Here is an 18,794-nt window from a genome sequence, read left to right as displayed (position 1 = left end):
AACGGCGGGCGGCGCAAACGGATTGCTGAAAGAAGGTGTGAACAGCGGCGCGTGAATACGCCGCTGCTTTCTGCTGAATGCTCTACCGCTTGCTTGTTCTTGCGGTATTCGCGCTTACCAGATCAGCCGATATTGAAGTCGATGCCCTGCGCCAGCGGCAATGCCGACGAATAGTTGACCGTGTTGGTCGCGCGGCGCATGTAAGCCTTCCACGCATCCGAACCCGACTCACGACCACCGCCGGTTTCCTTCTCGCCACCGAACGCGCCGCCGATTTCCGCGCCGCTCGGTCCGATGTTCACGTTAGCGATACCGCAGTCGCTACCCGAATCGGACAGGAAGCGTTCAGCTTCGCGCAGATCGGTTGTGAACACGCACGACGACAAACCGTGTACCGCCGCATTGTTCGCCTCGACCGCATCCGCGAAATCCGAATAGCGCAACACGTAGAGAATCGGGGCGAAGGTTTCCTTCAGCACCACCGCCGTTTGCGACGGCATTTCGACGATCGCCGGACGCACGTAGTAACCACCCTCATACCCCTTTACCTCGACGCGCTCGCCGCCAAACACCTTGCCACCTTCAGCCGTAGCCTGCTGCAGCGCTTCCTGCATGCGGGCGTACGATTGCTTGTCGATCAGCGGTCCCATCAGCGTGCCCTTTTCGAGCGGATTGCCGATCGGCACCTTGCTGTACAACTGCTTCAGACGTTCGATGGTCTTGTCGTACACGCTCTCGTGCACGAACAGACGCCGCAGCGACGTGCAACGCTGCCCGGCCGTACCCACGGCCGAGAACAGGATGCCGCGCATCGCAAGTTCGTGATCCGCCGTTTGCGCGACGATGCCCGCATTGTTGCCGCCGAGTTCGAGCAGCGAGCGGCCAAAGCGCTTCGCCACTTCGACACCGACCGTGCGGCCCATTTCCGTGCTGCCTGTGGCGCTGACGATCGACGCACGCGGGTCGGCCACCAGCTTCGCGCCGACGTCGCGGCCACCGTTGATCAGCGCGGTCAGCCCGGCCGGCGCGTCGCCGAATTCCTGCAGCGCCTCGATGAGAATCTGATTGACGGCGAGCGCGGTCAGCGGCGTCTTCTCCGACGGCTTCCAGATCACCGCGTTGCCGCACACCAGCGCCAGCGCCGCATTCCACGACCACACCGCTGCCGGGAAGTTGAACGCCGAGATCACGACGCACGTGCCCATGGGATGCCAAGTTTCGGCCATACGGTGGCCCGGGCGCTCCGAGGCGATTGTCAGACCGTACAACTGGCGCGACAGACCGACCGCGAAGTCGCAGATGTCGATCATTTCCTGCACTTCGCCCATGCCTTCCTGCAGGATCTTGCCAGTTTCGAGCGTGATGATGCTGCCCAGCGCCTGCTTCTTTTCACGCAGACGGTTGCCGAGCAGGCGCACCAGCTCGCCGCGGCGCGGCGCCGGGACGTTGCGCCAGGCCGTGTACGCCTCTTTCGCGTTGGCGAGGGCCACGTCGACTTCCGCCACCGTGTTGCTGGCCACGCGGCCGATGAGTTCGCCGGTAATCGGCGAATGAACCGCGATGTCGCCGGCTTGCGCCGCGTGGGCGATGCCCAGGTCGGCGAGGATGGTGGAAGCGTCCATGAGAATCCCTTTAATTTCCGATGCGAAACAAGAGTAAGTTAGGAAACTATACACGCGGGATTTTATGGCGGCAAGGGTATTTGCCCGGGGGGCTTGCCCGAACGCGCGGACAAGCCTTCTGGGCCTGACGGAACCGTATAGATGCCCGATGCGGGTGGCTGACGCACAGGCGGTTGTCGATCAGTCGGTGGTGCACCGCCGCCGGGCCATTCGTTTCTTATTGGAAATTCTGGACGGCAATCACCCGCGCCCGGCCCGCCTTCGCGATGGCATCAAACGCCGGCCATCAACCGATCAACCAGCACGCGCGCAAACGGGGGCAGATCCTTCACACTGCGCACGCAGATTTTCAGCTTGCGTTCGGCCCACACGTCGTTGAGGCCGACGATCGCAATCTGCATCGTCTTCATGTGCCGCAGCGCAACCGATTCCGGCACGATACCGATACCCACGCCCGCCTCGATCATCCGGCACGCCGCCTCGAAGTTGCCCACCTGGATACGCAACTTCAAACGCGCGCCGAGCGCATCGGCCGCACTGGTGATGAACGCGTGAATCGCGCTCGAGGTAGGCAGGCTCACGAAATTGGCATCGAGCAATTGCGCGAATTCGACTGAGGAGTGCTTCGCCAGTGCATGATCGGGCGACGTCACCAGGACCAACCGGTCGTCGCGATACGGCAGCATTTCCAGATGTTCGGCGTGAACGTTGCCCGCGACAATGCCAATGTCCGTCGCACCATCCGTCACGCCTTTGACAATTTCGCCGCTCAGCACTTCACGCAAATCGATGTTGACGTCCGGATGATCGCGCAGAAAATGACTCAGCACGGCCGGCAAAAACTCGCTGATCGCAGTCGTGTTGGCCCAGATGCGCACGTGGCCCTTGATGCCCTCGCCGTACTCCTGCATGTCGCCCGCGAGATGCTCGACCCGCTCCAGCACGAGCCGCGCATGATGAACGAAGGCTTCGCCGGCGGGCGCGAGCGTCACGCCCTGGCTGGTTCGATAGAGCAGCTTGAAACCTAGCTGCTCCTCGATATTCTTGACCCGGGTGCTGGCCGCCGGCGCAGAAAGATGCGAGCGTTCCGCCGCGCGCGCCAGGTTTCGCGTGTCGGCGATATTGAGGAGCAAACGCAAATCCACGAAATCGAAATGCATGGTGACTGCCGGAAAAGGAGCGCCAGCGGCCGCTCGAATTGCAAAATGCAATCTTAACCGGACACGAAACTACCGCGCGAAACGGGTGTTGTTGCGATGAGCTAGCGAGTCGTCGCTCCCACAATCCTCCGGGCCTTCAGAATCACCGGCATATCCACCATCTTCCCATCGACCGCCACAGCCGCGCCGTTGCTCGTCTCAACCGCGGCCAGCACGCGCATCGCCCACGCCTGCTCTGCCTCGCTCCACGCATAAGCGCGATGGATCGCATCGATCTGCTTCGGATGGATGCACAGCTTGCCGCCAAATCCAAAACGCCGCCCCCGGCGCGCGTCAGCTTCGATCTGCTCCAGATCGGTGATGGTGGTCGACACGCCGTCCACCGGTGCACCAATGCCTGCCAGCCGCGACGACAACACGATCTGGGAGCGAAACAGATGCAGCTCCTCGTTGTCGCCGTCGATACCGAGATCGAGCTGAAGATCGAGCGTGCCGAACACGATGCGAGCAACGCGTGGTGCAGCGCACAGTTCGGCGAGATTCGCGAAACCACGCGCGGTCTCGACAATGGGTAACACGCGCAGTCCAGGATGCGCATGCGCCAGTACAGCCTCGATCTGCTCGCGCGTTTCAGCCTTCGGCAGCACGATGCCGGTGACACCCGGATACGTGACGAGCGCGGCGATATCGTCGTTAAACCACGACGTATCCGAGCCGTTGATCCGCACCCATGCAAGCCCGGAAGCACTGCCGGAAGTACTGCCAGAAGCGTCACCAGAAACGCCGCTCGAAACAGCAGCCAGCACCGCCGCGCGCGCTGCCGGTTTTTCATCGGGCTGCACGGCGTCTTCGAGATCGAGAATCACCGCGTCCGCGCCAGCGGCATGCGCTTTCGCGAAGCGCTCCGGCCGGTTGCCCGGCACGAACAGGTACGAACGCGGCAGCGGCGCGTTCACGCTGCCACCGTCGCGTTAGCCTCAGCACCGAACACAGACTCGACATGGGTCTGCTCCGCAATCTGCCATGCATTGTCGAGCAAGCTCGTCGCCTCGCTCTCAGTCGCCGCACCGGAAAACGCCGCCAAGCGATGCAGCTTGGTCGCGATCTCGTCACGCGACAGCGTATTGCCCGGATCCCCTTTCGGTTCGTCGACGCGGCCTTTGAACGTGCGGCCGTCAGTCGTCGTGACCGTCACCTTGCCGATCCAGCGCGCCGGATAGGCGGCATCGACTTCAGCGTCGAACACCATGTCGACCTTACCGCGGAAGGCCGCGATCGACACTGCGTCGAAACCCTGTTCGAACTCGGTCACGCCCGCATAGCCGTGATGCGCGACGAGGCCCAGAACCGTTCCCATGTTGAACTTCGCCTGATGCACGGTGCGCGGCGTGACGACTGCCCCGAGCACGTCGATTGCGCCCTGATGAACGTGGGCGACCACCTTCGCGATATCGAGCAGGTCGAGGCGATGCTCCCGCACCACGGCGAGCAATGCGTCCGCAGCAGGGTGCGTGTGACGGCACGCAGCGTGGTACTTGAACGAGGTCTCCGCAGTCGCCCAGCGCACGCCGAGCCGGTCGACGAGTCGCGCCGGATCGGCGTCGCTCGACATGCCTGCGGCCATGCCTTGTGCGCCTTCGAGAATATGCGTAGCGCCCTTGAAACCGTCGGCGGCGAGTTGCGCGGCCATCAGGCCATTGGCGGCGGCCATCGCGGTGTGCAATTGCTTCGAGTCGGCGGCGTCGCGCAGGAACTCCCACAGGCCACTTGCTTGTGTTCCCGCCGAGCCGAAAGCGTCGAGCATCTGTGTCGGCGACAACCCGAGTAGACGCCCGGCGGTGGCAGCGGCCGCAATCGTGCCCACGGTGCCCGTGGTATGAAACACCTTGTAGTGCGAGCGTCCGAGAAATTCGCCGATGCGAATGCCCACTTCATACCCCGCCACCGCCGCCACAATCATTTCGCGCCCCGAGGCGCGATTGGCCTGCGCCAACGCGAGCGCCACCGGAAACACCACGGTCGCCGGATGAAACACCGAGCCGTTGTGCACATCGTCCTGTTCGGCAAAATGCGATGCGGCGCCGTTGACCATCGCCGCAAAATACGGCGTGGTACGGCTGCGATCGATCAGGACTTCGCACGGAACGGCTTTGACGGCAGCGCCGCCAGCATGACGCGCAAACCGCGCGATCGTTTCGACAGGGCGCCCGCCCTTGCCGGCGAGTGCCGAGCCGAGCCAATCGACGTACAGGTTGACGGTGCGCTCGACCACCGCTGGCGGAATGCTGTCGAAGTCGAGTTGGGCGGCGAAGGTCGCAAGCGTAAGGCTGGGATGATCGGTCATGGCGAGGTCGGTTTAGTGTCGCTTAGGTGTCGCTTTAAGGTCGCGTCAGGTTCGTTCAGGCCGACAGCGTGGCGTGGCTCACACGCCGGCACAAAGGACCATTCAGATCGTGCCGGCTTCACGCAGCGCGTCGATCCGTGCGCTGTCGTAACCGAGTTCCCGCAAGATCGCATCGGTATGCTCGCCGAGTGCGGGCACAGGATCCATGCGCGGATCGAAGTCCGTCGGCAAACCCGGCGGCAACAACGCGGGCACCGTACCCGCCGGTGTGCCGACTTCGTGCCAGCGCTCGCGAGCCTTCAGCTGCGGATGCGCCCACACATCGGCCAGCGTATTCATCTGCGCGTTAGCGATACCGGCATGATCGAGCCGCTCGATCACCTGCGCAGCAGTCAGCCTGGCGAACGCCGTCACGATCACATCACGCAACACCTCGCGCGCCGAGGTCCGCTTCGAATTCGACGCGAAGCGCTCGTCGGTTGCGAGTTCGGGTTGCGCGAGCACGTGCTCGCAGAACAGCGTCCATTCGCGCTCGTTTTGCAGACCGAGCATCACCGTCTTGCCGTCGCCAGCGGGGAAAGGTCCATACGGATAGATGGTCGCGTGTGCCGAGCCGGACAACGCGGGCGGTGGTTGGCCATCGATCGCGTAGTACAGCGGATAACCCATCCACTCAACCATGCTCTCCAGCATCGACACGTCGATCCGGCATCCTCGCCCCGTGCGGCCACGCAACAACAGCGCGCTGAGAATGTTCGAGTACGCGTACATGCCGGCCGCAATATCCGCAATCGAACACCCCGCCTTGGCAGGCGCGCCGGGCGAACCGGTGATCGAAAGAAAACCCGATTCGCTCTGGATCAGCAGGTCGTACGCTTTCTTGTCGCGGTACGGGCCATCGGCACCATAGCCGGATATATCGCAGACGATCAACTTCGGATACTTCTCGCTCAACCTGTCGTAACCGAGCCCAAGCCGATCCGCCGCGCCCGGCGCGAGGTTCTGCACCAGCACGTCGGCATCGGCGACCAGCGCATCGAGAATCTCCAGCGCGGCCGGCTGTTTCAGATCGAGCGCGAGACTTTCCTTCGAACGATTCGTCCAGACGAAGTGCGACGACAACCCATGCACGCGCTCATCGTAGCCACGCGCAAAATCGCCGACGCCGGGACGTTCGATCTTGATCACGCGCGCGCCGAGATCAGCAAGTTGACGCGTACAGAACGGCGCGGCGATCGCGTGTTCGAGTGTGACGACCTTGATACCGTCGAGTGGTCTCATGTTTATTTCAGTCCGGGACTCAGAACGAACGCGGCAGCCCGAGAATATGCTCGGCTACGTATGAAAGAATCAGATTGGTGGAAATCGGCGCAACCTGGTACAGACGCGTTTCGCGGAATTTTCGTTCGACGTCGTATTCGCAGGCAAAGCCGAAGCCACCGTGGAATTGCAAACACGCGTTGGCCGCTTCCCATGACGCGTCGGCGGCAAGCAGTTTCGCCATGTTCGCCTGGGCACCGCAAGGCTCGTGTGCATCGAAGCGGCGCGCCGCTTCGAAACGCATCAGGCTGGCCGCTTCGACGTTGATGAACGAACGCGCGATCGGAAACTGCACGCCCTGATTCTGACCGATGGGCCGGCCGAACACGATGCGTTCCTTGGCGTACTCGGTGACCTTGTCGACAAACCAGTAGCCGTCGCCGATACATTCCGCCGCGATCAGTGTGCGCTCCGCATTCAGGCCGTCGAGGATATATTTGAAGCCCTGCCCTACCTCGCCGATCAGATTCTCGGCGGGGATTTCGAGGTTGTCGAAGAACAGTTCATTGGTCTCGTGATTGACCATGTTCAGAATCGGCTGCACCGTCATGCCGTGGCCGATGGCTTCGCGCAGGTCGACGATAAAGATCGACATGCCTTCCGATTTCTTCTTCACGTCCGAAAGGGGCGTAGTGCGCGCCAGCAGAATCATCAGATCCGAGTGCTGGACGCGCGAGATCCACACTTTCTGGCCGTTGATCACATAGCGGTCGCCGCGCCGTTCAGCGGTCGTTTTGATTTTGGTCGTATCGGTGCCGGTGGTCGGCTCGGTCACGCCCATCGACTGCAGCCGCAGATCGCCGCTTGCGATCTTTGGCAGATACTTGCGCTTCTGCTCCTCCGAACCGTGACGCAGCAGCGTGCCCATGTTGTACATCTGCCCGTGGCAAGCGCCCGAATTGCCGCCGGCACGATTGATTTCTTCCATGATGACCGATGCTTCCGTGAGCCCCAGCCCCGAGCCGCCGAAATCCTGCGGAATCAGCGCGGCGAGCCAGCCGGCCTTTGTCAGGGCATCGACAAATTCTTCGGGGTAGCCGCGGGCTTCGTCGATCTTGCGAAAGTACTCGCCGGAAAACTGCTGGCAAAGGTCGCGAACCGCCTCGCGAATGTCCTGAAACGAATCCTGCTGCGTGGTTTGCATAAACGAATCTCGTGGAGTTCAGGCGAGCGCGGCCGTCGCGCGCATGGTCAGATAGCCTTCGTGGTCTTTGGCCCACAGGTCGATGGTCTTGCCGTCGGCAGAAGGTTTGCCGCATACGGTGAAAGGCTGACCCGCGAAGGTGGGCCGCAGCGCCTTGAACGCGAAGCTTTGAAGTACCGCCTGCGGTTGTTCGCGGCGCACCAGATCGACCAGCAGCGTCGCGATCAGCGGCCCGTGCACAATCAGGCCGGGATAACCTTCCACCTCGGTCACGTACGGGTAGTCGTAATGGATGCGATGGCCGTTGAAAGTCAGCGCGGAGTAGCGGAACAACATCACCGCGTCCGCATCGACGGTGCGGCGCCACGTTTCACCCTCCGGCGCGAGCGCCGCTTGCGGGGGGCGGGCGCCCTCCTGCGGCGCGTCGCGATAGACAATGTCGTGCTCTTCTTCAAGCTTCAGTTCACCACCGGCTTCGATCGTGTGCTGCACCGTCACGAACACGAGACGGCCCGAGCGGCCCGTCTTGTCTTCGATATTGGCGATGGTCGAGGTACGTTTCGCGTGCTCGCCCACTTTGAGCGGCGCATGGAACGTCAGCCGGCCGCCGGCCCACATGCGACGCGGCAACGGTACCGGCGGCAGAAATCCGCCGCGTTTCGGATGACCGTCAGGACCCACCTCGGACAGCGGCGAGATCGGCAGAAAGTACAGCCAGTGCCAGAGCGGCGGCACCGTATCGCCGCTTTCTTCCCGGTCGAGCGTCGCGGCCATCGCTGTCAGCGGAAAGGCCGTGATGTCGTCTTCGGTTACCGCCTCCTTGTCGAGCCAGTCGTCGAGTTTCTCTGGGGAAGCAGACATGGGCAAAATCTCCGGATACACGTGTTGGGCTTAATACGGTCTTACTATGAACGAGGCGATGCATTCCGCGAAGTTTGCATTTTCGAATCGGGCCTTTGATTTTGCTTAAGGCACGCAGGCGGCCCGCCCAGCGGGCGCACCGGCTAGGCTTCGCCGCGCAGATGGGCGGCGGCTTCGTCTTCGATGCGCTGCCAGATTTCGATTGCCATCGGCTTTTCGCCTTCTTCCATGATGTGGCCAACGAGGCCAATCGCGCGCGCCATCACGCCGAAGCCACGCACAATGCGCCATGGAAAACCGAACTCGCAGCAAATCGCGCCGATCGCCCCCGTGGCATTGATCGGCAGTGCCTTGCCGGACGCGCGCTCAGCTTCGGCGCCGATCAACTGCATCAACTTCACGTAGTCGCCCGACATGCCGTTCTCCCCGGCAAGCTGGAACAGACGCGGCGTGCGTGGATCGATCGGCTTGTGGAGTGGATGACCCAGACCCGGCACAGCGGCGCCGCGCGCGCGATAGGCGGCCACGGTGTCCCGGGCGATCCGTTCGAGATCGGCATCTGTGACATCGGCATTGGCATTGGCATTGGCACTGGCGTCAAGGGGGAGTGCCTCCGACAGCATCCGGCATGCGCCTTCCATACTGCCAACGAATACCGAGCCCAACCCGCATAGCCCAGCCGCGACCGCGGCCTGCAAGGATTCCGGCGCACCCGCATAGGTCATGCGCGCGGCGATCGCACTCGGCGTCATGCCGTGCTCGACCAGCGTAATCAGAATCGCATTGAACATTGCCGACTGTTCGCGGGTGGCGGCCTTGCCGGTCAGTTGCAGAAAGGCGAAGTCACCGAGATTCATGTGGCCCAGCACTTCATTGGGCAAATCCTTGCCGCGCACGACAATGCGATCCGGCGTGCTATAGGCGATATCCGAGCGGATCAGAGGTTTAGGCGTTCTGGACATAAGTAGGGTCAATCCTGTGAGCACATCGATAAAGATAGGCGTCAAACTTCAGCATAGTTCAGCGCGTCCGTTGTTGAGTACCAGCACATCGCGCTCCAGCACACGCGAGCGAAAATTCACCACGTCGCCGTCGATCCAGAGCTCGGTGCGGATGGTTTCGCCCGGATAAACCGGCGCGGTGAAACGGGCATACAGCGAGGCCAACGTCTCCGGCACACCTGCGCAAGCGGTTTTCAGCACCGCGTGGCCGGCCACGCCCCATGTCGCGAGACCGTGGAGTATCGGTCGCTCGAAGCCCGCTGCGCGTGCCACAACCGGATCGGCATGCAACGGATTGTCGTCGCCGGAGAGGCGGTAGATCAGCGCCGTCTCGGGGCGCGTCGGCAGATCGCAGACGGCGTCCGGCGCCCGCTCGGGCATCGGCGGAGGCCCAGGCAATGGTGCGTCGGAAGGCTGGCCGTTCGCGCTGAAGCCGCCATCGCCACGGCAGAAATTCAGTTGTTCGACAGTGGCGAGCAATTCGCCACTAGCCTTATCGGTGACGGTGCGCTCGATCAGCACCAACGCGCCCTTGCCCGCCCCTTTATCGACGATCCGCGCCACGCGCGAGCGCCCGACGACGGTCGCCGCCACCGGCAATGGGCGATGAATCCGCAGCCGCTGCTCGCCATGCAGCAGCTTGACCCAGTCGATGCCCGTGCCGGGATGCTTCGCCCAGAAACCCGGATAGCCGAGCACGACGGCGAAGGTCGGCGGCACGCGCAGCGCCTTCTCGTACACGAATGCCAAATCGTCGGGATCGAGTGGATTGCTGCCGTAGCCGAGACCGAGGCTGTAGAGAATCGCATCGCGTTGGGTGTAGGTCTGTTCGATGTCCTCGAACGGCCAGTTGCGCAACGTGTGGTAGTCGATCGTCATGATGATTCAGGTAGCGGGCCACTGGAACAGGGGCGTCGATTTGTCCTTGAAGCGCTGCACGGCTTCGCGATGAAAGTCGGTCGAAAACGCGATGCCTTGTGCGGCCGATTCGATCTCGAGCATGCTGCGCAGATCGGCGCCTAATGACTGATTCAACGCGCGCTTGGCGAGTGCGAATGCGATCGGCGATGCGGCGGCCAGACTGCCGGCGATCTGCATCGCGCGCGCGTGCAGGCTTTCCGGCGCGACGATTTCGAACACAGCGCCCATCCGCTGCGCCTCGCCGGCATCGACCTCACGCGCTGTGAATACGAGGTCTTTCGCACGCGCCAGGCCGACGACGCGCGGCAAGGTGTAGAAAGCGCCGCAATCCGGCACAAGGCCGACTTTCATGAAAGGCATGCAGAATCGCGCGCGCGGCGTGGCCAGCAGGAAATCCGCCGCCAATGCGAGGCTGAATCCCGCACCGTAGGCAACGCCATCCACCGCGGCAATCACCGGCCGGTCCAGATCGATCAGCATGCTGATCCAACCATGCAGATCGTCGATGCGATTGCGGCCGACCTCAGCGCTACCCACCTTCATCTCGCGCAAGTCGCCACCCGAACAGAAGTCCTGGCCTGCGCCGCACAGCACAACCGCACGAATCGACCGGTCCTGCCGGATCGCATACACCGCCTCACGCAACGCGACGCGCACCGACATATCCAGCGCGTTCTTCTGCTGCGGACGATTCAGCGTGAGCGTTGCAATGCCGGATTCGCCATCGACGTCATAGAGCAACGACGTGTCGCTCATACCGCGACCTCGGATTGATCCAGGTTCGCCAAAGCAAGATCAAGTGCCTTCATCAGATGAGTGGCTTCGACACCGGCGAACTCCACGTCAGCGCGCGCGAGAAACGCGTTGATGTGGTGCTCGCACGCTTCACGCGTGGCGGGCAGGCCGCCGAAACCGTCTTCCAGCCAATCGACCGAACGGATCGGACGCGGATGCCAATCGCCATTGACGATCGCCCGCACGACGAGGCCGTCTCGCACCAGCAGACTCAACCAGATCAGCCCGGCGGGTGCTTTCTCGCGACCTCGTCCGATGCGGTCGCCGGCGCGCATCAACGACCCGTAGCGCACGGCTTCGCTCTTCTCGTAGAACCAGGTGTCACTCATCAACTCCTTGGCAAACTGCCCGGCCATCGCGTGCTCTTGCGGCAGGAGCGCGCCATCCCGCAGGGGTGCGCTGTCGAAGGCGCGCCGCATGCACCCATCGACCCATGCAATCAATTCCTCATGGGTGATCGGGCGGTCCAGTTCCTTTTCCAGAAACGTGTAACGCGAGCCGAGATCCTTGTGTTTCTTGTCGCGTGTTTTCTCCGGCGCAAGCGGCATCGCCTGCGCCGCGATCTCCGTATTGATCGCCTTGATGTTCAGCAGGATGCGAAATGTCAGCACGCCGCCTTCGATCTTCAACGACGTGGCGACCAATTTGCGGCCATCGATTTCGACATCGTTCAAGGGGCGATAGGAAGCCGACAAACCGAACACTTCACGCAAGCTCTCGGCGACATGCCCGAGAATCGTAGGAAAGGCGATAGCGGCGGTCGGCGGCACACCGCGCACACTGGTGGGCAGATACAGGGCGAGGAAGGCCGAGCCCTTACCCGCGTAGATCGCGCCGCCACCGTTCACCCGGCGCCGGGTCAGCACGTTGTGGCTGCGGCAAAATGCGAGATCGAGCACCTGCTGCGGATCTTCGTTGACGCCGATCGTAATGCTGTCTTCGTTGAAGATGTTCAGATACACGGTGGGCGGTGCGATCCCATCCGCCACGGCACGCTCGACGGCCGGCGAAACCGATATCGAGAAATCTGCATAGCTGTCGTGGCCAACGATAAAACGCCACGGCGCCCGGTTCGCTTCACTGCTCATGCTGTGCTCCTTTGATCGGTGACGAGATGCGTGCCCTCCAGCTTCGCAATGGCTTGGACGGTGTCGGCGCTGATGAGCGTCTGGCGTTTGAAGCGAGCGGCAATGGCCTCGATAGCGGCGGGAGAAGGTGTGCCTTCGATCTGCAAGCCAAGGTGATCGCCGCCATGTGGGTGACGTGACACGACGAGACGATAAGCACCGCTCAGCCCGTCGACGCCGAGCAGGACGGTGCGCAATTCGGACGGATACACCTTCACGCCCTTGATCTTCAGCATCGAGTCGGCACGGCCGAACACGACGCGCGGTAACGACACCGTGCGGCCGAACAACGGTTCGGTACTTTGCAGCACGGTCAGATCGCCGGTGCGATACCGCACGAGCGGTTGCAGTTCCTTCTTCAGGTGCGTAAGTACAAGTTCCCCTCGCTCGCCCTCCGCGACTGGCTGACCGCTGTCGGGATCAATCACTTCCGCGTAAAGCAACTCGTCGAACACGTGCACGCCCGTGCCGCCGGGAAACGTACGCGCGACGGGCAGACATTCGGAAAGGGAAAAGCTGTCGATCAGCAGCGCGCCCGGCATCTCCTCACGAACGCGGCGATACAGCGCCTCATTGCCGGTGAAGGCCTCGCCGCCCGCAAAAAACACGCGCGGCACGGGACAACCGGCTTCGATCAGCTTGAGTGCGTGCGATGGATTACCCGCCAGCACCGTGACGCCGCAACGCCGGGCGATATCCGCCGCGCGCTCCGTTTCGCCAGGGCCGTGAGGAATGCACGCCACGCCGCGCGCTTCCATCTGACTCTGATAAAAGAGCCCTGCGACGAACAGGTGATAGCCGAACGTGACCATGCAAACGTCGCCGGGGCCGATGCCGCAGGCATCGAGATGCTGGCCGCACGCCGCTTCGATTGCACGAAGATCGGCGGCGCTATGCAGAATCGGCACCAGCGAGGCGCCCATGGGTGTGAGATGGACTCGCACCGGCGGCACCTGCGGCGCGAAGGCGCCATAGCCCGTGCGTCCCATCTCGGCAACCAGATCCGCACGCGACATCAACGGCACGCGCTCCGCGAAATCCGCCGCACTCGTCACGTGAGACGGCAGACGTCCCGCATAAAACGGGTGCTGCCGCAGCCGCTCGAGCTGCGCATTCAATCGATCGAGCATGTCTCCTGCTCCTCGTTTGTTCTGACCGCGTTTGCCACCGGACTAGCTGGTTTGGGCGCGTCGCGCGTCGTCACACCGGGTCCCAGCTGAATACGTCCGCGGACACATCGAGCGAATGAAACGCTGAACGCAAGGCCGGCATCGCATGCTCGGCGATGCTTTCAGGGGTCCAGCCTTCGCCACGATGTACCGAGCGCACCGGGCGCGGCTGACTCATCACGAAGATCTCGTTGTTGCGTACCGCGAAAATCTGGCCGTTGACCTCACGCGCAGAATCGCTGGCAAGGTAGACCGCGAGCGGCGCGATCTTGGCAGGCGTCATCTGTTTGATTTTGGCGACGCGCGCCTCCTGTTCCGCCGAATCGACCTTGATCGAACTGATCATGCGACTCCATGCGAACGGCGCAATGCAGTTCGAACGCACACCGAACTTCTGCAAATCGAGCGCAATCGATTTCGACAAGCCGGCAATGCCGAGCTTCGCCGCGCTGTAATTGGCTTGTGCGAGATTGCCGACCAGTCCCGACGTCGACGTCATATGCACGAAGGCACCGGCGCCTTGTTCCTTGAAATGTCCGGCAGCGGCACGCGATACGTTGTAAGTGCCGTACAAGTGCACTTTCAACACCGCATCCCATTCGTCGCTGCTCATCTTGTGAAAAAAGCGGTCGCGCAGGATGCCGGCGTTATTGACCACGCAATCCACCCGGCCGAACACATCCAGCGCGTTTTGCACGATATGTTCCGCGCCTTGCGCGTCGGCAACGCTATCGGTATTGCTGGTGGCCGTGCCGCCGAACGCCGCGATTTCTTCGACGACGCCTTGCGCCGGACCCGCATTTCGACCCTCGCCTTCCAGCGACGCGCCGATGTCGTTGACCACCACCCGTGCGCCCTGACGCGCCATCAGCAGCGCGATATCGCGGCCAATGCCCCCGCCCGCGCCGGTTACGATCACCACCTTGCCATCCATCATCTGCTGCGTCGTCATGCGGCTCGCTCCTTGCTGTCTCTTGTTTCAGTCAATGCTGATTCGGTCACGATTCGTTTCGATGCAGCTTGACGCATTGATCGCGCAAGGACAATTTGGATATGCCGAATCCCCAATTCGGCTAGCATTAACCCGTAGTTCGCCTAATGTCGGAAAGCCAACGGCAGCGCAATAATGGCCCTGCCCTCCAACGGACACCCCATGCATTTCGATCTCGTCGATCTCAAGCTCTTCATTCACATTGCTGAAGCAAGCAGCCTGACACGCGGCGCAGAACGGGCGCACCTGTCGCTACCCGCGGCCAGTACGCGGATCAAGAACCTCGAGGAACAGGTCGGCGTGAAGCTGCTGAGCCGCACGAGCCAGGGTGTCACGCTGACCGCGCCAGGCGAGACGCTGCTGATGCACGCACGGCGCGTGTTTCAGCAACTCGAAAAGCTGACCGGCGATCTGCAGGAATATGCGGAAGGTGTGAAGGGCCACGTGCGTGTGTACGCCAATACCACGGCAATGAGCGAGTTCCTCCCAGCCGTTTTACGCACCTACCTCGTCAATCACCCCGACGTGTATGTCGATATGCATGAACGGCTGAGTCCGGATATCGTCAAGGCGGTACAGGAAGGCACGGTCGATATCGGTATCGTCGCGGGGAACGTGCGCACCGAGGGGCTGGAAGTGATGCCTTATCGGCGTGATCGGCTGGTGCTGGCCACCGCATTGAGCCACCCGCTCGCGCAGAACAAAAAGATCGATTTTGCGGATACCCTCGATTACGACTTTGTCGGGCCACCGGAGGCCAGCGCAATCTACGGCTTCCTGAAGCGTGCTTCAGCCGATTTGCAGCGCTCGATGCGCTGGCGTATTCAGGTCAGTAATTTCGAAGCCGCGTGCCGGATGATCGAAGCGAACATCGGCATCGGCGTACTGCCTGAGGGCACCGCGCGCCGCCATGCGCAGACCATGGCGTTGCGCATCATTCCGCTGACCGACGAATGGGCGGTACGCAAGCTGCAAATCTGCGTCGCTGATCGCCAGGCGTTACCGCTGTTCGCACGCAAGCTCGTCGATCTGCTGGTGGCCGATGGCATCGGCCGCCTCGAGTAGGTACATAAGCCTTTAGCTTGTGGGGCTTTAGCGCGCGAAGTACCTGTCGTGCAGCGTGTCGACATCCACCTCCGCGGCCCGCGCCGCTAGCGTCACCTTGCCGCCTTGCATCAGGTACACCTGATCGGCCAGGCGCAGCGCCATATTCGTGTTCTGCTCGACCAGCACGATGGTGCGCCCCTCCGCTTTCAGGCGCGTGAGAATTTCGAATACGTCCTGCACCACCACGGGTGCCAGTCCCAATGAGGGCTCGTCGATCAGCAACAGTCGCGGCGACAACATCAGCCCGCGCCCGAGCGCCAGCATCTGCGCCTGACCGCCCGACAGCGTGCCCGCAGGCAGCGCACGCCGCTCCTTCAATAGAGGAAACAACGAAAACACCTCTTCCAGCTGGGTTTTCGCCGCGGCACGGCGTGCCTTCGGAAAGGCGCCGAGCATCAGGTTTTCTTCGATCGACATGTCGCGGAAAATCAGCCGGCCTTCCGGCACCATCGCGATGCCACGCTCCGGCAAATCCCACGTCGGCACGCCTGCCAGCGAAGCCCCGTCATACACGATCTGCCCGCGCTGCAGCGGCAGCAAGCCCATGATCGCGCGTAACAGCGTGGTCTTGCCCGCGCCATTCGGCCCGACGATGGTCGTCACCTCGCCGCGCGCCACGTTCAACGACACGTCCCACAGCACGTTGATCGCGCCATAGCCGGCTCGCACCGCATTCATCTCAAGCATCGATCACCTCACCGGTATAGCTCTTCACCACCGCCGGATCGCGGAACACTTCGGCGGGCGGGCCGTCTGCAATCAACTGGCCAAAGTTCAGCACGCACACGCGACGGCACAAATTCATCACGGTTTCGATATCGTGCTCGATGATCAGAATGCCGACCCGGTAGCGCTCATGCACATCCATCAGCGTTTTCATGAAACGGCGCTTGCTGGCGGTTTCGAGTCCACCGAGCACTTCGTCGAGCAGGAGCAGTTTCGGGCCGGTGGCCAAGGCCTTCGCGACTTCCAGCGCTTTCAATTCAGTCAGCGCCAGTTCAGTGGCGGCATTGCGTTCCGCTTTGCCGCTCAGATCGAGGAACGCCAGAATCTCGTCGATGCGAGCGTGATCGACCTGCCCCGCGCCGAAGCGTTGCGCGACGATCAGATTCTCGCGCACCGTCAGTTCATGCATCGGCTGCGGCACCTGGAAGGTACGGCCGATGCCCAGACGGGCACGCCGATGCAGTGAGGTCTTCAGCATGTCGGCGCCCTCGAAGCTGATCGAGCCGTGTGTCGGCCGCACCAGTCCGGAGATCGCGTTGAAGAGCGTCGTCTTGCCCGCGCCGTTCGGCCCGACGAGCCCGACCAGATCGTTCGTGCCGACCTCCATGGAGACGTCGTTCACCGCCGTGATGCCGCCGAAGCGGATCGTCACGTTGCGCAATTGGAGTTCAGCTTGCGGCATAGGCACCTCGCCTGGATTTCCTGAACACCATGGCGGTGAGCCCCGCCGGACTGACGATGATCATCGCGACCAGCAGCATGCCGAGCACAACCTGATGCCCCGTGGGCAGCAGGCTCTTCAGGATCAACTGATCAACCAGATACACGACGACCGCCCCCACCAGTGGCCCAACGATCGTGCGGTAGCCGCCGAAGATCGCCGCGATGATCGGCACCACGGCCCACGTCGAGTTGAACGCGTAGTCGGGTTCGAGGAAGTTGATGGTGTGCGCGTTGAACGCGCCGACGAGCCCCGTCATCAACGCGGACAGCATCAGCATCGACAACTTGAGCATCACGCTATTCACGCCAACCACACGCGTGGCGTCTTCCGACTCGTGCATCGCACGCAGTGCCAGGCCCACATAGCTGCGCCGCAGGAAGTGGTAGGCCACAGCGAACACCAGCACCAGCGTGAGGATCACCAGGTAGCCGCCGGTTTTCGAGCCGAAGTCGAAACCCGCCACTTTAGGCAGACTGGGAATGCTCGACAAACCGCTCGAGCCGCCGGTGATGCCGGAGAACTGCGTCGCCAGAATCCGGAAAATCTGTGCATACGCCAGAATGGCCAGCGCGAAGTACGGACCTTTGAGACGTAAGGCGGGCAACATGGCCAACGACGCGACCACCGCGCCCAGTCCACCCGCCAACATGGCGGGAAACACGGGCCAGCCGGCCTTGAGCGTCAACAAGGCGGAGAGGTACGAACCGACACCGAAAAACGCGCTATGTCCGAAGCTCACCATGCCACCCAGGTTGCCGAGCAGCGCCCATGCCAGTGCCACACCGGCGATCGTCAATGAGGCGACCGCCAGACTCATCAGATACAGGTCGTGTCCAAGCACGAGTGGCACGCCGATATACAGCGCTATCACGATCACGGCCAACGTTAGATTGCGAGTCATCCTCTTCTCCGGGCAACGCCGAACAGACCATTGGGCAACACATACAACACCAGCAGAAAAAGCAGCATGCCCGCCAGTTCCTGCAACGCCGAGCTGTAGAGCGTGACGGTCAAGGCTTCGGCAATGCCCAGCAGCAGCGCCCCGAGCAGCACGCCCGGGATCGAGCCAACGCCCGCCAGCACGGTGATGATGAAGGCCTTCACCGTCATCGCCTCGCCGATTGAAGGCTGGACCGCGCTGCTTGCGTACATCGCCACGCCGGCGCACGAGGCCAGCACACCGGCGACCAGAAACGACACCAACTCGGTCTTGCGCGGATTGATGCCCATTAGCTGCGCGGCATCGCGATTGCTGGAGATCGCCCGCACGGCGCGGCCGTACCAGGAATGCGACAGCCACCACCACAGCGCGCCCATCAGCACGACGCTGAGTCCGAACGACAGCAGTTCGCTGCGCATGCTCAGCACGTTGCCGAGCATCACGCTGTCCTGCAGCCACGCGGAATTGCTCGAACGAACGTCGGCACCCCAGATCAGCAACACGCCATTCGTCAGGATGATGCCGAGCCCGTAGGTGAGAATCAGCGAATTCAACTCACGGTCACGCGCAATCTTGCTGACGAGAAACCACGCCGTGCCGGCCGCCGCGCACACCACCGGAATCGCAACGGGAATCGCGAGCATCGGATTGAGGCCGAGGCGTGTTTCGAATGAGTACGCGATATAAGCGGCCAGCAGCACCAGTTCGCCGTGGGCGAGATTGATGATGCGCATCGAGCCGAACACCAGCGCGAGGCCGAGCGCGACCAGCGCATACGCGCCGCCGACCAGCACGCCGGAGTAAAGCGACTGCAAGATCAGATCGGTCATGGCAACTCCTCA

General features: G+C 62.4%; 18 protein-coding genes. 1 reads left to right on the top strand and 17 read right to left on the bottom strand.

Going from position 1 to position 18,794, the window contains the following annotated elements; translation table 11 throughout:
• Positions 1-122: 122 nt before the first annotated feature.
• The 13 genes from amaB to PQQ96_RS12815 form a co-directional block, all read right to left on the bottom strand.
• Positions 123-1,622, bottom strand: coding sequence for an L-piperidine-6-carboxylate dehydrogenase (gene amaB, locus PQQ96_RS12875; protein ID WP_408292135.1), 1,500 nt, complete (start codon positions 1,620-1,622; stop codon positions 123-125).
• A gap of 272 nt (positions 1,623-1,894) precedes the next feature.
• Positions 1,895-2,782, bottom strand: a complete 888-nt coding sequence (locus PQQ96_RS12870) for a LysR family transcriptional regulator (RefSeq protein ID WP_408292133.1) — start codon at positions 2,780-2,782, stop codon at positions 1,895-1,897.
• Positions 2,783-2,883: 101 nt separating this feature from the next.
• Complete coding sequence (locus PQQ96_RS12865) at positions 2,884-3,738, bottom strand: HpcH/HpaI aldolase/citrate lyase family protein (RefSeq protein WP_408292131.1); 855 nt, start codon at positions 3,736-3,738, stop codon at positions 2,884-2,886.
• Positions 3,735-5,126 carry an MmgE/PrpD family protein gene (locus PQQ96_RS12860; RefSeq protein ID WP_408292129.1) on the bottom strand — a complete coding sequence of 464 codons (1,392 nt, stop codon included), beginning with the start codon at positions 5,124-5,126 and terminating at the stop codon, positions 3,735-3,737. The genes PQQ96_RS12865 and PQQ96_RS12860 overlap by 4 nt, the downstream gene beginning before the upstream one ends.
• A 102-nt stretch (positions 5,127-5,228) precedes the next feature.
• Positions 5,229-6,407 carry a CaiB/BaiF CoA transferase family protein gene (locus PQQ96_RS12855; RefSeq protein ID WP_408292127.1) on the bottom strand — a complete coding sequence of 393 codons (1,179 nt, stop codon included), beginning with the start codon at positions 6,405-6,407 and terminating at the stop codon, positions 5,229-5,231.
• A gap of 19 nt (positions 6,408-6,426) precedes the next feature.
• Positions 6,427-7,590, bottom strand: coding sequence for an acyl-CoA dehydrogenase family protein (locus tag PQQ96_RS12850; RefSeq protein ID WP_408292125.1), 1,164 nt, complete (start codon positions 7,588-7,590; stop codon positions 6,427-6,429).
• 18 nt (positions 7,591-7,608) lie between these two features.
• Positions 7,609-8,451: an HTD2 family dehydratase gene (locus PQQ96_RS12845; RefSeq protein ID WP_408292123.1), complete on the bottom strand. Its 843-nt coding sequence runs from the start codon at positions 8,449-8,451 to the stop codon at positions 7,609-7,611.
• Between the two features lie 143 nt (positions 8,452-8,594).
• Positions 8,595-9,413 carry a citryl-CoA lyase gene (locus tag PQQ96_RS12840; RefSeq protein ID WP_408292121.1) on the bottom strand — a complete coding sequence of 273 codons (819 nt, stop codon included), beginning with the start codon at positions 9,411-9,413 and terminating at the stop codon, positions 8,595-8,597.
• 48 nt (positions 9,414-9,461) lie between these two features.
• A complete protein-coding gene (locus tag PQQ96_RS12835) occupies positions 9,462-10,331 on the bottom strand; it encodes a MaoC/PaaZ C-terminal domain-containing protein (RefSeq protein ID WP_408292119.1) in 870 nt (289 codons plus the stop codon).
• Between the two features lie 6 nt (positions 10,332-10,337).
• Positions 10,338-11,129 (bottom strand): enoyl-CoA hydratase/isomerase family protein, encoded by a 792-nt coding sequence (locus PQQ96_RS12830; protein WP_408292117.1) that lies wholly within the window; start codon positions 11,127-11,129, stop codon positions 10,338-10,340.
• On the bottom strand, positions 11,126-12,256 hold the full coding sequence (locus tag PQQ96_RS12825; RefSeq protein WP_408292115.1) for a lipoate--protein ligase family protein: 1,131 nt from the start codon (positions 12,254-12,256) through the stop codon (positions 11,126-11,128). Before PQQ96_RS12825 ends, PQQ96_RS12830 begins: the two co-directional genes overlap by 4 nt.
• A complete protein-coding gene (locus PQQ96_RS12820) occupies positions 12,253-13,425 on the bottom strand; it encodes a phenylacetate--CoA ligase family protein (protein WP_408292113.1) in 1,173 nt (390 codons plus the stop codon). Before PQQ96_RS12820 ends, PQQ96_RS12825 begins: the two co-directional genes overlap by 4 nt.
• Positions 13,426-13,495: 70 nt before the next feature.
• Positions 13,496-14,401: an SDR family NAD(P)-dependent oxidoreductase gene (locus PQQ96_RS12815; RefSeq protein WP_408292164.1), complete on the bottom strand. Its 906-nt coding sequence runs from the start codon at positions 14,399-14,401 to the stop codon at positions 13,496-13,498.
• A 216-nt stretch (positions 14,402-14,617) separates the two neighbouring features.
• Between PQQ96_RS12815 and PQQ96_RS12810 the strand changes: the two genes are divergently transcribed.
• Positions 14,618-15,520 carry a LysR family transcriptional regulator gene (locus PQQ96_RS12810; RefSeq protein ID WP_408292111.1) on the top strand — a complete coding sequence of 301 codons (903 nt, stop codon included), beginning with the start codon at positions 14,618-14,620 and terminating at the stop codon, positions 15,518-15,520.
• Between the two features lie 27 nt (positions 15,521-15,547).
• Here PQQ96_RS12810 and PQQ96_RS12805 read toward each other — a convergent pair whose 3' ends face one another.
• The 4 genes from PQQ96_RS12805 to PQQ96_RS12790 are packed head-to-tail and all read right to left on the bottom strand — an operon-like array spanning position 15,548 to position 18,782.
• The gene (locus PQQ96_RS12805) at positions 15,548-16,249 is read right to left on the bottom strand and encodes an ABC transporter ATP-binding protein (RefSeq protein ID WP_408292110.1); all 702 of its coding nucleotides are present in this window, start codon (positions 16,247-16,249) and stop codon (positions 15,548-15,550) included.
• The gene (locus PQQ96_RS12800) at positions 16,242-16,970 is read right to left on the bottom strand and encodes an ABC transporter ATP-binding protein (protein WP_408292108.1); all 729 of its coding nucleotides are present in this window, start codon (positions 16,968-16,970) and stop codon (positions 16,242-16,244) included. Before PQQ96_RS12800 ends, PQQ96_RS12805 begins: the two co-directional genes overlap by 8 nt.
• A complete protein-coding gene (locus tag PQQ96_RS12795; RefSeq protein ID WP_408292106.1) occupies positions 16,957-17,913 on the bottom strand; it encodes a branched-chain amino acid ABC transporter permease in 957 nt (318 codons plus the stop codon). Before PQQ96_RS12795 ends, PQQ96_RS12800 begins: the two co-directional genes overlap by 14 nt.
• Complete coding sequence (locus PQQ96_RS12790) at positions 17,910-18,782, bottom strand: branched-chain amino acid ABC transporter permease (protein WP_408292104.1); 873 nt, start codon at positions 18,780-18,782, stop codon at positions 17,910-17,912. The genes PQQ96_RS12795 and PQQ96_RS12790 overlap by 4 nt, the downstream gene beginning before the upstream one ends.
• Positions 18,783-18,794 lie beyond the last annotated feature (12 nt).

The organism is Paraburkholderia sediminicola (assembly GCF_046027825.1).
Lineage (GTDB): Bacteria > Pseudomonadota > Gammaproteobacteria > Burkholderiales > Burkholderiaceae > Paraburkholderia > Paraburkholderia sediminicola_D.
This window is presented reverse-complemented; position numbering and strand designations above follow the sequence as displayed.